15 protein-coding genes are annotated in these 13,336 nt (G+C 71.7%); 8 read left to right on the top strand and 7 right to left on the bottom strand.

The genetic code is table 11. The features are described from left to right. Positions 1-57: 57 nt before the first annotated feature. Complete coding sequence (locus UK12_RS10195) at positions 58-294, top strand: DUF6296 family protein (protein ID WP_045301996.1); 237 nt, start codon at positions 58-60, stop codon at positions 292-294. Positions 295-469: 175 nt separating this feature from the next. After that, the gene (locus tag UK12_RS10190) at positions 470-1,084 is read left to right on the top strand and encodes a GNAT family N-acetyltransferase (RefSeq protein WP_045301994.1); all 615 of its coding nucleotides are present in this window, start codon (positions 470-472) and stop codon (positions 1,082-1,084) included. 111 nt (positions 1,085-1,195) lie between these two features. Here the strand turns inward: UK12_RS10190 and UK12_RS10185 are convergent, their stop codons facing one another. After that, entirely contained in the window at positions 1,196-1,705 is a 510-nt protein-coding gene (locus UK12_RS10185) for a F0F1 ATP synthase subunit B family protein (RefSeq protein ID WP_045301991.1), read from the bottom strand. A gap of 234 nt (positions 1,706-1,939) precedes the next feature. Between UK12_RS10185 and UK12_RS10180 the strand changes: the two genes are divergently transcribed. Beyond that, positions 1,940-2,482 carry a GNAT family N-acetyltransferase gene (locus tag UK12_RS10180; RefSeq protein ID WP_197084719.1) on the top strand — a complete coding sequence of 181 codons (543 nt, stop codon included), beginning with the start codon at positions 1,940-1,942 and terminating at the stop codon, positions 2,480-2,482. 60 nt (positions 2,483-2,542) lie between these two features. Here UK12_RS10180 and efeU read toward each other — a convergent pair whose 3' ends face one another. The 3 genes from efeU to efeO are packed head-to-tail and all read right to left on the bottom strand — an operon-like array spanning position 2,543 to position 5,958. After that, positions 2,543-3,400, bottom strand: coding sequence for an iron uptake transporter permease EfeU (efeU, locus tag UK12_RS10175; protein WP_045301989.1), 858 nt, complete (start codon positions 3,398-3,400; stop codon positions 2,543-2,545). Positions 3,401-3,434: 34 nt separating this feature from the next. Next, a complete protein-coding gene (gene efeB, locus UK12_RS10170) occupies positions 3,435-4,766 on the bottom strand; it encodes an iron uptake transporter deferrochelatase/peroxidase subunit (RefSeq protein ID WP_082119476.1) in 1,332 nt (443 codons plus the stop codon). 52 nt (positions 4,767-4,818) lie between these two features. Then, positions 4,819-5,958: an iron uptake system protein EfeO gene (gene efeO, locus UK12_RS10165; RefSeq protein ID WP_045301988.1), complete on the bottom strand. Its 1,140-nt coding sequence runs from the start codon at positions 5,956-5,958 to the stop codon at positions 4,819-4,821. A gap of 240 nt (positions 5,959-6,198) precedes the next feature. Between efeO and UK12_RS10160 the strand changes: the two genes are divergently transcribed. Beyond that, positions 6,199-7,191 (top strand): NAD-dependent epimerase/dehydratase family protein, encoded by a 993-nt coding sequence (locus tag UK12_RS10160; protein ID WP_052681779.1) that lies wholly within the window; start codon positions 6,199-6,201, stop codon positions 7,189-7,191. A 118-nt stretch (positions 7,192-7,309) separates the two neighbouring features. On the opposite strand, the gene UK12_RS10155 is transcribed toward UK12_RS10160, so the two are convergent. Continuing rightward, on the bottom strand, positions 7,310-7,630 hold the full coding sequence (locus UK12_RS10155) for a hypothetical protein (RefSeq protein WP_052681778.1): 321 nt from the start codon (positions 7,628-7,630) through the stop codon (positions 7,310-7,312). Here UK12_RS10155 and UK12_RS10150 point away from each other — a divergent pair. From UK12_RS10150 to UK12_RS10135, 4 genes are all read left to right on the top strand, one after another. Further along, positions 7,607-7,882, top strand: coding sequence for a winged helix-turn-helix transcriptional regulator (locus tag UK12_RS10150; protein ID WP_331386645.1), 276 nt, complete (start codon positions 7,607-7,609; stop codon positions 7,880-7,882). The genes UK12_RS10155 and UK12_RS10150 overlap by 24 nt on opposite strands. A 62-nt stretch (positions 7,883-7,944) precedes the next feature. Next, positions 7,945-8,439, top strand: a complete 495-nt coding sequence (locus UK12_RS10145) for a hypothetical protein (protein ID WP_045301984.1) — start codon at positions 7,945-7,947, stop codon at positions 8,437-8,439. Between the two features lie 81 nt (positions 8,440-8,520). Further along, complete coding sequence (locus UK12_RS10140; protein ID WP_045301982.1) at positions 8,521-8,796, top strand: hypothetical protein; 276 nt, start codon at positions 8,521-8,523, stop codon at positions 8,794-8,796. Between the two features lie 420 nt (positions 8,797-9,216). After that, positions 9,217-10,407 (top strand): alpha/beta hydrolase, encoded by a 1,191-nt coding sequence (locus UK12_RS10135; protein ID WP_045301980.1) that lies wholly within the window; start codon positions 9,217-9,219, stop codon positions 10,405-10,407. 16 nt (positions 10,408-10,423) lie between these two features. Here the strand turns inward: UK12_RS10135 and UK12_RS43145 are convergent, their stop codons facing one another. Continuing rightward, positions 10,424-11,149, bottom strand: coding sequence for a PadR family transcriptional regulator (locus UK12_RS43145; protein ID WP_045301978.1), 726 nt, complete (start codon positions 11,147-11,149; stop codon positions 10,424-10,426). Positions 11,150-11,209: 60 nt separating this feature from the next. Next, positions 11,210-13,231 carry an NADPH-dependent 2,4-dienoyl-CoA reductase gene (locus tag UK12_RS10125; protein WP_045301976.1) on the bottom strand — a complete coding sequence of 674 codons (2,022 nt, stop codon included), beginning with the start codon at positions 13,229-13,231 and terminating at the stop codon, positions 11,210-11,212. Positions 13,232-13,336: the final 105 nt, after the last annotated feature.

Genomic DNA, 13,336 nt, shown 5'->3' with positions numbered 1-13,336 from the left:
TCCGCCGGGCCCCGCCGTCCGTACGATAGACGGTGGGGCCCGCTGAGGAGGCCGGTCATGGGTCGAGTACGACGGTACGCACTGACATTCCCCGGCGATCCGGGCAGCCACGGACCGCAGGACGTGGTCGTCGTCAAGGACACGGGCGTGGACGGTCCCGGCGGCCATCCCGTCTATGCGGACGACTCCGGCATCGTCAGAGCCGAGATCAGCGATCGCGGCGAGGTCCGGATGCTGGCGAGCGGTGGGCACCAGACACTCCGCACACCGATGCAGGCCGAGGCGCTTCCCTGAGCATTCCGCGGTGCCGTTCACCCGTTCGGGCGTATCCACCGGAGAGTGCCACGCCCTCGTCCGGACCGCTGCGAAGTCGGCGCCTCCCGAGCCCCGGCCGCAGGTGCCCGGGGCACTGCGTGCCGTCCGGCTAAACCCTTTGCGGCGGTGCGAGTGCCCTGCCCACAATCGACCCATGGACGATCATTCCGGAGCCGACTTCTCCGTCAAACCCACGCTCGTCGGCGAGAAGGTGATCCTGCGCCCGTTCCTGCTGGACGAGGACGCCGAGACCATCCGCACGTTCCTCCGGGACCCTGAGGTGGGCCGGCTGACCGGCAGTGACAGCGGACCGAGCGATCCCGAGCCCTGGGACGACAAGGCCGAGCAGTCGATGCGGGGTTGGTACGGCACCCGGAACGAGCAGCCGGACCGGCTCGACCTGGCCGTCGTCGACCGGGCGACCGGCGCCTGCGTGGGCGAGGCGGTACTGAACAGGTGGAACAGCGCCAACCGAAACTGCAACTTCCGTATCCTGCTGGCCCCTTCGGGACAGAACCGCGGGCTCGGCACCGAGGCACTGCGGCTGATCGTGGGCTACGGCTTCGAGCAACTCGGCCTGCACCGGATCTCGCTGGGGGTGTTCGCGTTCAACCCGCGCGCCCGCCGCAGCTACGAGAAGGCCGGCTTCGTGGCGGAGGGCGTCCTGCGTGACTCGCTGTCCTACGGCGGGGAGTGGGTGGACGAGGTGGTGATGTCGATCCTGGCCTCCGAGTGGCAGCGCCACCGCGGGCACCCGGAACTCATCTGACCACCCGGCACCCGACTGCCCGGCCGGGCCCGGACGGCAACCACCGGGCCCGGACGGCAGTCGACCGCCGGACCCGTCGGTCCGGCGGTCGACTGTGTCCTGCGGGCGCGGTCAGGACTTCGCGGTCGCCTTGGCGTCCAGCTCGGCGAAGAACGCGTCCGCGATGGCGCGCGTCCTCGGCAGCTCTGCCAGCGGTTCGCCGACGACCCGGCCGGCGAGCTCGGTGGCGACGGAGATGACGTCCTCGCGCAGTTCGGCCTCGGCGATGATCCGGTCGGCGGCCAGCTGCACCTTGGCCTCCGCCACGAGCTGGTCACGCTGCTGCTGGCCCTCGGCGCGGATCACCGCGATCAGCGCCGTGCCCTCCTCGGCGGCGGCCTGACGGAGCCGAGCCGCCTCGTGGCGGGCCGCCTGGAGCTCTGCCTGGTACTCCTCGTAGATGCGCTGCGCCTCGGCGCGGGCGGTCTCCGCGCGCTCCATGCCTCCGCCGATCGCGTCCTCGCGAGCTGCGAGGGTCTTCTCGATCCGCGGCAGTACGGCCTTGCCGAGAATCCCGAAGATCAGGAAGAACACGACCAGGCCGAGGACAAGTTCAGCTGCGTTCGGTTGCAATGGTCCCATGAGCGCATGATAGGCATGGCACCTTCCGCCCCCTCACTCAGGGTTGCCTGACCTTTCGTCAGGCACCGCTCCCCGGCGGGTCCGGCCGACCCGGCACTACTCCCGCCGGACCGGGTCCTGCCGGAGCGTAGGTCCCATCAGGCTTGAGCCGGGCGCGAGTTCCACCGGGAGCAGGGCTCCCGACGCCCCGAAAATCGGATGCTTCCGGGCCCGGTGGATCGGCACACTGATCCGGTGCCGCATCTCACCGAACCCGAGGCCCGGTTCCGGACTTCCTTCCTCGCCGCCATGGCGGAGTACCGCGCCCTGGGCCACGGCGGACCGGACGACGAGTCCACCGCCGGAGTGTGCCTGCGCGAGTACGGCGACAGCTGGCACGACCCCGCCGTCTTCGACGAGTTCGTCGCGCGCTTCCGCACCCCGTTCGGGCCCCGCAGCCTGCTCGGGTACGACGTGCCGTGCAGCACCTTCTGGTACGTGGACGGGGACACCTACCTCGCCCGGATCGCCGTCCGGCACCGGCTCACGTCCTACTGGCTCGAAGTCGGCGGTCACATCGGTTACGACGTCCGCCCCTCCGCCCGTCGCCGGGGCCACGCCACCGGCATGCTGCGCACGGCTCTCCCGCTCGCGGCGAAGCTCGGCATCGACCCCGCCCTGGTCACCTGCGACCGCACCAACACCCCGTCCCGCAAGGTCATCGAGGCCTGCGGCGGGCGACTGGAGGACGAACGCGACGGGGTGCTGCGCTACTGGGTTCCGACCTCGGCCGGCTGACGGCGAAGCGCCCTGCCCCGGCCGTGCAGCCGGGACAGGGCGCTCCTGGATCTGCGGAGGTCAGGCGGCCTTCGCCGCAGCCTCGGCCTCGGCCGCGACCGGCTTCGGTGCCGGGCCCGAACCTGAGGCGCGGCGCAGGAAGAGCAGCAGCGTCGGGACGAGGTACGCCGCCCAGACCACCACCTGAAGCACCGTCGGGTCGGGCTGGAAGTTGAACACGCCCTTGAGCAGGGTGCCGTACCAGCTGTCCTTGGGGATGGTGCTGCTGATGTCGAAGAGCTGGTCGTGCAGGCCGGGGATCCAGCCCGCCTCCTGCAGGTCGTGCACGCCGTAGGCGAGGACGCCGGCCGCGACCACGACCAGCATCGCGCCGGTCCAGGTGAAGAACTTGGCCAGGTTGATCCTCAGCGCGCCCCGGTAGAACAGCCAGCCGAGCACCACCGAGGTGGCCAGCCCGAACAGCGCGCCGAGCAGCGGGCGGACACCGTCGCTGGTCGCCTGCACGGCGGTCCAGATGAACAGCGCCGTCTCCAGGCCCTCCCGGCCGACCGCGAGGAAGGCGGTGACCACCAGCGCGAAGCCGCCCATGGCGAGCGCGGCGTCCAACTTGCCGTGCAGCTCGGCCTTCAGGTGCCGGGCGGTGCGACGCATCCAGAAGACCATCCAGGTGACCAGGCCGACCGCGATGATCGACAGTGAGCCGCCGAGAGCCTCCTGTGCCTCGAAGGTCAGCTGGGTGGATCCGTACTGGAGGACCGCGCCGAACGCCAGGCTGAGCAGCACGGCCGCGGCGATGCCGGCCCAGACCGGGGCGAGCCGGTCGCGGCGGCCGGTCTTCACCAGGTAGGCGATCAGGATGCAGACCACGAGGCTGGCTTCGAGGCCCTCCCGCAGGCCGATCAGGTAGTTGCCGAACACAAAAGGCTCCTGGGGTCGGTAGTGGTCGAGATCGTCAGCCGAACAGGGCCTGGCCCCACCACTCGCCCGGCTTGCGGATCCCGGGCGGGCAGGCGAAGTGGGCGGAGCCGACGTGCTGGATGTACTCGTTCAGTGCGTCGTGCGAGGCCAGGCGCTGCTGGAGCGGCACGAACGCCTTCCGGGTGTCGCGCTGGTACGCGAGGAAGAAGAGACCGGCGTCCAGGCGGCCGAGGCCGTCCGTGCCGTCGGTGAAGGAGAACCCGCGACGCAGGATCATCAGACCGTCGTTGCTGTCCGGGTGGGCGAGCCGGACGTGCGACTTCGCCGGCATGGCGGCCAGGTCCGGGGTGTCCCGCTCCTTCTGCCCGCCGTAGGGGGCGCCCTCCGCCTTGGTGCGGCCGAAGGTGTCCTCCTGGTCCTTGAGCGGGGAGCGGTCCCAGGTCTCGATGTGCATCCGGATCCGGCGGGCGACCAGGTAGGAGCCGCCGGTCATCCACTCCGGCCCCTCGCCGGGGGCGACCCAGACGTGCCGGTCCAGGGCCGCCGTGTCGGTGCCCGCGATGTTGTGGGTGCCGTCCTTGAAGCCCATCATGTTGCGCGGGGTCTGCGCCTCGGGGGTGGTGGAGGAGGTCTTGCCGAAGCCCAGCTGCGACCAGCGGATGCTCGCCGTGCCCATGGCGATCCGGGCCAGGTTGCGGATCGCGTGCACGGCGACCTGCGGGTCGTCGGCGCAGGCCTGGATGCAGAGGTCGCCGCCGCTGCGGGCCGGATCGAGGCTGTCGCCCGCGAACCTGGGAAGCTCGACCAGCGCCTCGGGGCGCCTGGCCGCCAGCCCGAAGCGGTCGACGGGCTGCCCGTCCGGGCCGGGCTTCTCGAACAGGGTGGGCCCGAAGCCGATGGTGAGCGTCAGCCGGGAGGCGGGCAGGCCGAGCGCCTCGCCGGTGTCGTCCGGCGGGGCCTCCGGCAGCGCACCGGCGGTGCCCGTACCGACCTCGCGGCCGCCGGTCATCGCGGCGGCCGCCTTGGTCCACTCCTTCAGCATCCGCACCAGGGCGTCCCGGCTGGTGGTGGTGACGTCGAAGGCGGCGAAGTGCAGCCGGTCCTGGACGGGGGTGGCGATCCCGGCCTGGTGGTCGCCGTAGAACGGGATGTCCACGGTGGAGTCGGTCAGTTGGACCGCCTTGCTCTCGCTGCGCACGGCCGCCGCGACCGAACCGGTCACCGCCGCGCCCAGCGCCACCCCGGCGCCCGCCCAGCCGATGACGGAGCGTCGGCTGGGCGCACGGCCGGGCTGCTGCTCGGCCTGCTCCTTGGCCTGCGGCCCGGGCTGCTGCTCGGCCTGCTGGGAGTCTCTCTCGGAGTCCATCGCGATCGGGGCCCTTCCGGTACTGATGCTGGTATCTGCTCGGCAGTGCTGGTTACTTGACGACCACGGCGGCGGCCAGCTTGGACAGCGGCTCGGCCAGCGCGTTCACCGCGTCCGAGAACGCCTTCTGCTCCGGCTGGCCGACCTTGTCGTACGAGGTGTAAGTCCCGTCGGCCTGCTTGTACTTGGCCAGCAGTGCCTCGATCGCGGCGAACTCGCCGTCCAGCGTCTTCGCCAGGTCCGTGTCCTTCTCGGCCGCGACCGGCTTCAGCAGCTCGTACGCCTTCCTGGCGCCCTCGACGTTGGCGACGAAGTCGGACAGGTCGGTGTGGCTGTAGCGGTCCTCCTCGCCGGTGACCTTGTTCTTGGCGACCTCGTCCAGCAGCTCCTTGGCGCCGTTGGCCATGCTGGTCGGGGTGATCTCGGCGGTGCCGACGCGCTTCTGCCAGTCCTTGAGGTCGGCGACCAGCTGGTCGGCGAGCTTCTTCTCGTCGTCGCCGATCCGGTTGTCCGCCCAGAGGGACTTCTCCAGGCGGTGCCAGCCGGTCCACTCCTGGCCCTGCTCCAGGCCGTCCTCGCGGGTGTCGGTCTTCGGGTCGATGTCACCGAAGCTCTCGGCGACCGGCTCGGTGCGCTCCCAGCCGACCCGGGACGGGGCGAACAGCGACTTGGCCTTGTCCAGCTCGCCCGCCTTGATCGCGGCGGCGAACTGCTCGACCACCGGGACGGTCTGGTCGGCCTGCTCCTGCGCGTACTTGCGGTACCCGGCGACGGCGGCGTCCAGTCGGGGGTCGCTCTTGACCGCCGCGCCGTCGCCGGTCACGGTGATCTTCTGCCGGATGCCGTCCCCGACCATGCCGGGCTTGCAGGCGACCTCGTACGAACCGGCCTTGATCTCGGCGGAGATGGTCACCTTGGTGCCGGGGCCGATGTTCTCGCGCTCGGTGACGATCCGGTCGCCGGGGGCGTAGACGTACACCTCGGTGCTCTTGGAGCCCTTGTTGTGGACCGCCAGCTGGACATGGCCGCTCGGGAAGGACGTCTTCGAGAGCTCGCAGGCGCTGTCGGAGGCGTTCACCTGGACCGCGTCGGCCGAGTCCGCGTCGTTCTTCTTCTCCGTGCAGCCGGTCAGTACGGCGGTCGCCACGGCGAGGGTGAGCAGCGCGGCTGCGGTGGATCTGCGGGCAGGCATGAGGGCTCCACGGTGGGCAGGGTCGGTGCAGGGCATGGCGAGAACTGGACTGCGGGTTCGGGTCTCCGATCCGGGCCAGCCCAGTTAGCTAAGGCATACCTTAGATTAACCAATTCTTTAACGTCCACACCGCCCTTCCCCCCACCTGCCGACGCCTGTCGGCAGCCGCCGCTGACTCCTCATCACCGGCTCTGCCCCCACGGGTGATTCACCGCGTGGCACCCTGTCCGGGTGGATGCGATGACGGTTCTGGTGGTCGGCGGTACGGGGTTCCTGGGGCGGTCCGTGGTCACGGAACTGCTCGACCGGGGGCACCGGGTCACCGCGCTCAGCCGCCGCGAGCCGCTCCAGGACGGACCGCCGGGCGCCCGGAGCGCCGTCGCGGACGCGGAGCGGCTGGACGTGACGGGCTGGGCTGGCCTGCTGGCGGGGCACGACGCGGTGGTCTTCGCGGCCGGCCGGGACGACCGGACGGTGCCGCCCGCACCCGCCGCCGCCTACTTCCACCGGGGCAACGTGGTCCCGGTCGAACGGCTGACGGCCGCGGCACGGCAGGTGGGCTGCCGCAGCGTGGTGGTGCTCGGCTCGTACTTCAGCACGCTCGACCGGGAGCGTCCGCAGCGCGAACTGGCCCGCCACCACCCCTATATCCGCAGCCGGGTCGAGCAGGCGGCCGCGGCACGCCGGGCGGGCGGTAGCGAGGTCGCGGTCGCGGTGCTGGAGATCCCGTTCGTGTTCGGCGCGCCGACGCCCGGCCGCGGCTCGCTGTGGGCGCCCGCGCTGCCGTGGCTGCGCTCGCGCTGGCCGCTGTTCGCCCCGCCGGGCGGGACGGCGGTGGTCTCGGTCACGGCCGTGGCGCAGGCTGCCGCGACCGCCGTGGAAGGTGCGCTGAGCGGCGACTTCCCGGTGGCACTGGCCAACCTCGGCTGGCCGGAGCTGCTCCGCAGGCTCGCCCCGGCGGCCGGTCGTCCCGGACCGGTCCGGGTCCTCCCCGCTCCGGCCGCGCCACTGCACCTCGCCATGCGGACCCTCGGCCTGGTGCACCGCCTGCACCACCGCCAGCCCGGCCTCGCCGCCCACCTGGCCGGCCCGCTGCTCACCTCGGGCCTCTACCTGGACACCGCCGTCTGCCGCACCCGACTCGGCGTCACCGACACCGACCTGGACCGCTCCTTCCGGGAGACCTTCACCGGCCGGCTCGCGGAGCAGCGTCCCGGGGGCCAGGTGTCCTGACCGCCAGCGCTGTCGACGGTGCGCGGGCTTGATCACGGCGAGATGATCCTCCGTCGTACGATCGCATGCACCGGAGGCTGCGGGACCCGTCCTCCGGGCAGGGCACTGCCGTCGGTGGCTACCTCGCCCGTACGGCATCCGCGATGACGTCGAGGGCGGAGCGCGGGGCCCGGCCGAGCAGGGCGGCGAGGTCGCTCGTGGTGCCGTCGAGGAAACCACTCGCCGTCGCGGAGAGCGTGCTCACCACCATGGGCTCCTGGAAGGCGGCCGCCCCGGAGGCGGCGAGGGCCGCACGGGCCTCGGCGAGACTGCCGGGCTCGTAGCGGATCGGCCGCCCGGTGCTCTCGCCGAGCACCCGGGCGAGGTCCTCGCCACCGATCGCGCGCTCCCCGACCAGTTCGTAGGTGCGTCCCTGGTGCGCGGCGGGTCCGAGCACCACCCGGAGCTCCAGCGCGCACTCCCGGGCATCTCGCAGCGGATGCTCACCCTGACAGTGCGCCGTCTGGAGCGCGACGGACTCGTCCACCGGACCGTCCACCCCGAGGTTCCGCCCCGGGTCGAGTACGAGTTGACCGCGATGGGCCACAGCCTCACGCACCTGCTCAGATCGCTCGCCGACTGGTCCGCCGACCACCGCGCGGCGATCGCCGAGTCCCGCCTCCGCTGGGATGCTGCCAACCCCCTCCCCTGAGCCGCCACCGGGCCCGGGGATAACCGGGTGCGGACCGCCGAGCGGTCGGCTAGCCTCCGCCCATGACCTGGTTGCCGGCCGATTTCGTCCACCCCGTCCGCGTCCCGCTCCCCGGCGGCCACCACCTGCGCCCGATCACGGGAGCCGACGTCGGGCTCGACTACCCGGCGGTGATGGGTTCGCAGCAACGCCTCTGGTCCATCTACGGCGCGGCCTTCGGCTGGCCCGACACCTCCATGACGTACGAGGAGGACCTGAAGGACCTGATCCGGCACGAGAAGGAGATCGCGGCCCACGAGTCCTTCAACTACGCGCTCTTCGACGACGCGGGCACGGCCCTGCTCGGCTGTGTGTACATCGACCCGCCGGCCAAGACCGGCTCCGACGCCGAGATCTCCTGGTGGGTGGTGGACGACCGGGTGGGCACCGAACTGGAGCAGGCGCTGGACGCACTCGTGCCGCAGTGGATCGCCGAGTCCTGGCCGTTCCGGCGGCCGCGCCACGTCGGACGCGACCTCTCCTGGCAGGACTGGCTGGCCCTCCCGGACGTCGCCTGACTCCGCCGGCCACCCCGCTCCCCGAACGGTCGGGACCGCGTCGAGATGCGGCCGACGGCGTCCTGGCGCACGGTCGGAGACATGAGTGGTGTGATCGTACTGCTGGAACTGGAGCCCTCCACGGAGGTCCTCGACGCCGGTGAGGTCGACGTGGGCGCCCGAATCCGCTGGGTGCACGCGGCACCGTCCGACCCGGAGGTCCCCGAGGACCCTGGCCCGGCCACCTTCTGCGGCATCGCGACCGGCGACCTGGAGCGGGAGCCGTACAGCCCGACGGAGCCGGGCGCGCCCTGGTACCCGCCGTCCCAGCGGACCCGCCGCTGCCGGAGCTGCGAGGCCGCACTCAAGGCCCTGTGACGGCGAACCGTCACGTGACGGTGACCGTGACCTTCCAGGGGATGACGACCTGCGGGCACGCGTACCCGGGATCGGGGACGCAGCGCCGGGACGCGGTGATGTCGCTCGTACCACCGGCGTCCGCCTGGAAGGTCGCGGTCGCGTCCCCGTTGGGCGAGGTGCCGCCCCGGGTCCGCCGGAGGACGCCGGGTGCGGCGAAGGTTTCGGGTGTGGGAGATTGTCCCGCCGGTCACGTCGAGTCGGCGGAGAGCGTGCTCGTCGGCAGCGTTCTCCGGCGTTCGTCAGCAGGGTTGGGACGGCCGGGCGGTCGCCCGGTCAAGGGACCACGGGCAACCGAATATGCGCTCCCGGTGGTCCCTCCATGGACGGCAGGAGCCGGGCGGTGGCCCGGTCGGCACAGGAGCTGGATACAGGAACGCGATGAAACTGACCGGTACTCCCTTCTACATCCTCACGATTGTCCTCTTCCTGGTCTCGATAGGGGTGGCCATGGCGCAGTGGGCAAGGGGAAAGGGAGAGGGAGGCAACAGCAACCGCTGGGGGCGGCGGGGAGGCTCGCGGGGCCGGGCCGCGGAGGGCGGCGGCCGTGGACCACTGCGGTTCGCCGGCTACCTGGCGACGATTCTGTTCTGCCAGTCCAGCGCGGTGCTGATGGTGTTCGTGATGGTCAACAACTCGAACCTGATCTACGACAGCTGGGACGACCTGCTGGGCACCGGCAACCACGTCCGGGCGGTGCCGGTGCCGCCGAAGGACAGCGGCCTCGCGGCGGACTCCGGTGGCTCGGCCAGGCCCAAGGTGATCCAGTCCTTCCACCCGGTGGACGACAACGCGGTCCCCAAGGACGTGAAGGAGACCGACCTCAAGGGGCAGCTCTCCGGAGTCGACGGCGAGGTCCTGGTGTGGACGCCGCCGCAGTACGACGACCCCGCCAACAAGGACAAGACCTTCCCCGTGGTCGAGTTGCTGGCCGGCTTCCCCGGTTCCTCCAGCACCTGGTTCGGCACCATGGACATCTCCAAGCAGCTCGCGCCGCTGATGAAGTCCGGTCAGGTGTCCCCGTTCATCCTGGTCTCGCCCCGGGTCACGCTGCTGGGCAAGCACACCGACACGGGGTGCGCGGACGTTGCGGGCAAGGTCAATGCGGAGACCTGGCTGTCGCGTGACGTCCCGCAGATGGTCCTGGACAACTTCCGGGTCGACGCGTCCCCCGACCAGTGGGCCCTGGCCGGCTACTCGGCGGGAGCGCACTGCGCCACCAGACTCGCGCTGGCGCACCCCAACCGCTACCGCGCCGCGATCAGCATGTCCGGCTACAACGACCCGGCGGGCGAGTCCGACTCACTGACCGCCAAGGATGCGCACCTGCGGGAGTCCTCCAACCCGCTGTACCTCCTGACCCACGCCACCACCCCGCCGAACGTGGCGCTCTACGAGACCGGCAACAAGGGCGACGGCCTGGAGGACGCGGTGGCGCTGCAGAAGGCGGCCAAGTCCCCGACCACGGTGACACCGTTCGAGACCAACGGCCCGCACCTGAGCTCGACTTGGAAGCCGCTCGTCGATCCCTCGTTCAAGTGGCTCACCGGGATCATCCCGCCCAAGCACTGAGCGACCGGGCCGCGCCTCAGGTCTCCCCCGGGTCCGCGTCCAGCTCCTCCTCGATCTCCCCGTCGGCGAGTTGGGCGAGCGCCCGGTCGAGCCAGTCGAGCCAGAAGGTCTCCAGGCCGATGCCCGCCTGCAGCACCAGGTGCTGCAGGCGGGTCCGGTCGTCCGTCATCGAGGCGAAGTCGCGCTCCTCGATCGCCCGGTACTCGGCGAGCTGACGCCGGTGCAGCTCACGGTGGCGGAAGAGCTCGGCGCCGAGCACACCGCCGAGACCGTCACCGGCACCGATAGCGGCATCGAGACCGGGGCCGAGATCGAGACCGGCGCCCGGGTCCGCACCGGGAGCGTCGTCCGGTTCCCCGCCGGACCCGCTGCCGGGCCCGCCATCCGACCCGCTGCCCGACCCGCCGCCGGTCTCCCCCGTGCCGACCACCGCCGCCGCGCGCAGCCGCAGGACCAGGGCGTCGCGGACGGGCTTGGGGTCCTGGCTCTCGCCGACCCAGGCGATCAGCGCGGCACGGCCCTCGGGCAGCACCTCGTACTCCTTGCGGCCGCCGCGTGCCGGTTGCTGCTGGGGCAGCTCGCGGATCAGTCCGGCCTCTTCCAGCCTGCCCAGCTCCCGGTAGATCTGCTGATGGGTGGCGGGCCAGAAGAAGCCGATCGACTTGTCGAACCGGCGCGTCAGCTCCAGCCCCGAGGACGGCTTCTCCAGCAGGGCGGTGAGGATGGCGTGCGGCAGCGACATAGTCGGTGGCCTCCGGCAGGTACCTACGGCGGTCAGGAGGCATCCTACGGACGCTCGGGATCAGAGCGTGGCCGCGAGCCGGGTGCCCTGGTCGATGGCGCGCTTGGCGTCGAGTTCGGCGGCCAGGTCGGCACCGCCGATCAGGTGCGGCCGGGCCCCCAGGGCGAGCAGGGCCTCGTACAGCTCGCGCCGGGGTTCCTGTCCGGTGCAGACCACCACGGTGTCGACGGGGACGGTCTCCTCACGGCCGTCCACGGTGATGTGCAGTCCGGCGTCGTCGATCCGCCGGTAGGTGACGCCGGAGAGCATGGTGACGCCACGGTGGCGCAGTTCGGTGCGGTGGATCCAGCCGGTGGTCTTGCCGAGCCCTGCGCCGACCTTGCTGGTCTTGCGCTGGAGCAGGTGGACGCTGCGCGGCGCGGCGGCCCTGGCCGGTGCCCGCAGGCCGCCGGGGGCGCGGTAGTCGGTGTCGATGCCCCACTGGCGGTGGAAGGCCGCCCGGTCGAGCGCGGCGCCGTCGCCGGGGTCGGTGAGGTACGCGGCGACGTCGAAGCCGATGCCGCCGGCACCGAGGATCGCCACCCGTTCGCCGACCTCGGCCTTGTCGCGGAGCACGTCCAGGTAGCTCACCACGCTGGGGTGGTCGATGCCGGGGATCGCGGGCGTGCGCGGCGTGACCCCGGTGGCGAGCACGATCTCGTCGTAGCCCTCGGCGGTGAGGGTGTCGGCGGTGACCAGGGTGCCGAGCCGCAGCTCGACCTGCTCGGCTTCGAGCCGGTGGCGGAAGTACCGCAGGGTCTCGTCGAACTCCTCCTTGCCGGGCACCTGGCGGGCGATGTTGAGCTGCCCGCCGATCTCGCCGGCCGCGTCGTACAGGGTGACGGCGTGGCCGCGCTCGGCGGCGCTGACCGCGAGCGCGAGACCGGCGGGTCCGGCGCCGACGACGGCGATCCGCTTGCGGCGGCGGGTGGGGCTGAGCACCAGCTCGGTCTCGTGGCAGGCGCGGGGGTTGACCAGGCAGGAGGTGATCCGGCCGCTGAAGGTGTGGTCCAGGCAGGCCTGGTTGCAGCCGATGCAGGTGTTGATGGTCTCGGCCCGGCCGCGTTCGGTCTTGGCGACGAAGTCCGGGTCGGCGAGCAGCGGACGGGCGAGGGCGACCATGTCGGCGTGGCCGTCGGCGAGCAGCTGCTCGGCGATCTCGGGGGTGTTGATCCGGTTGCTGGTGACCAGCGGGATCCGGACGGCGCCCATCACCTTCTTGGTGACCCAGGCGAACGAGCCGCGCGGCACGGACGTGGCGATGGTGGGGATGCGCGCCTCGTGCCAGCCGATGCCGGTGTTGATGATGGTCGCACCGGCCGCCTCGATCGCCTTGGCGAGGGTGATCACCTCGTCCAGGGTGGAGCCGCCGGGCACCAGGTCGAGCATGGAGAGCCGGTAGATGACGATGAAGTCCGGCCCGAGCCGCTCGCGGACCCGGCGGACGATCTCGACCGGGAAGCGCATCCGGTTCTCGTACGAGCCGCCCCAGCGGTCCTCGCGCCGGTTGGTGGCGGCGGCGATGAACTCGTTGACCAGGTAGCCCTCGGAGCCCATGATCTCGACACCGTCGTACCCGGCGTGCCGGGCGAGTCCGGCGGCGCGGACGAAGTCCTCGATGGTCCGCTCCACCTCCTCCTCGGTGAGCGCGCGCGGGGTGAACGGGCTGATCGGCGCCTGGAGCGCGCTGGGTGCCACCAGGTCGGGGTGGTGGGCGTAGCGGCCGAAGTGCAGGATCTGCATGGCGATCCGGCCGCCCTCACGGTGCACGGCGGCGGTGACGACGGCGTGCTGCGCCGTCTCCTCCTCGGTGGTCAGCTTGGCCCCGCCGCCCCACGGACGGCCCTCCTCGTTCGGGGCGATGCCGCCGGTGACGATCAGCCCGACACCGCCACGGACCCGGGCGGCGTAGAACTCGCCCATCCGCTCGAAACCGCCGGGCGCCTCCTCCAGGCCGACGTGCATCGATCCCATCAGCACCCGGTTGGGCAGTGTGGTGAACCCCAGGTCGAGCGGGCTCAGCAGGTGGGGGTACGCGGTCATCCAGCGCCTCCTCGCGCGAAGTGTCACCTCACGGTAGGGCGGGCGAGCGCGCTTATGCAACTAGTTGCACATGTCCTTGGCGGCACATGTCTCGGCGGCACACGC

Origin of the sequence: Saccharothrix sp. ST-888 (assembly GCF_000955975.1) — a bacterium.
Taxonomy (GTDB): domain Bacteria; phylum Actinomycetota; class Actinomycetes; order Streptomycetales; family Streptomycetaceae; genus Kitasatospora.
Note: the sequence above shows the minus strand (reverse complement) of the source record. Positions and strands in the feature narration are given on the sequence as shown.

Coding starts and splice junctions, on each gene's coding strand:
- UK12_RS10195 (WP_045301996.1), top strand. CDS start 58: ATGGGTCGAGTACGACGGTACGCACTGACATTCCCCGGCGATCCGGGC.
- UK12_RS10190 (WP_045301994.1), top strand. CDS start 470: ATGGACGATCATTCCGGAGCCGACTTCTCCGTCAAACCCACGCTCGTC.
- UK12_RS10185 (WP_045301991.1), bottom strand. CDS start 1,705: ATGGGACCATTGCAACCGAACGCAGCTGAACTTGTCCTCGGCCTGGTC.
- efeB (WP_082119476.1), bottom strand. CDS start 4,766: ATGGACTCCGAGAGAGACTCCCAGCAGGCCGAGCAGCAGCCCGGGCCG.
- efeO (WP_045301988.1), bottom strand. CDS start 5,958: ATGCCTGCCCGCAGATCCACCGCAGCCGCGCTGCTCACCCTCGCCGTG.
- UK12_RS10160 (WP_052681779.1), top strand. CDS start 6,199: ATGACGGTTCTGGTGGTCGGCGGTACGGGGTTCCTGGGGCGGTCCGTG.
- UK12_RS10145 (WP_045301984.1), top strand. CDS start 7,945: ATGACCTGGTTGCCGGCCGATTTCGTCCACCCCGTCCGCGTCCCGCTC.
- UK12_RS10140 (WP_045301982.1), top strand. CDS start 8,521: ATGAGTGGTGTGATCGTACTGCTGGAACTGGAGCCCTCCACGGAGGTC.
- UK12_RS10135 (WP_045301980.1), top strand. CDS start 9,217: ATGAAACTGACCGGTACTCCCTTCTACATCCTCACGATTGTCCTCTTC.
- UK12_RS43145 (WP_045301978.1), bottom strand. CDS start 11,149: ATGTCGCTGCCGCACGCCATCCTCACCGCCCTGCTGGAGAAGCCGTCC.
- UK12_RS10125 (WP_045301976.1), bottom strand. CDS start 13,231: ATGACCGCGTACCCCCACCTGCTGAGCCCGCTCGACCTGGGGTTCACC.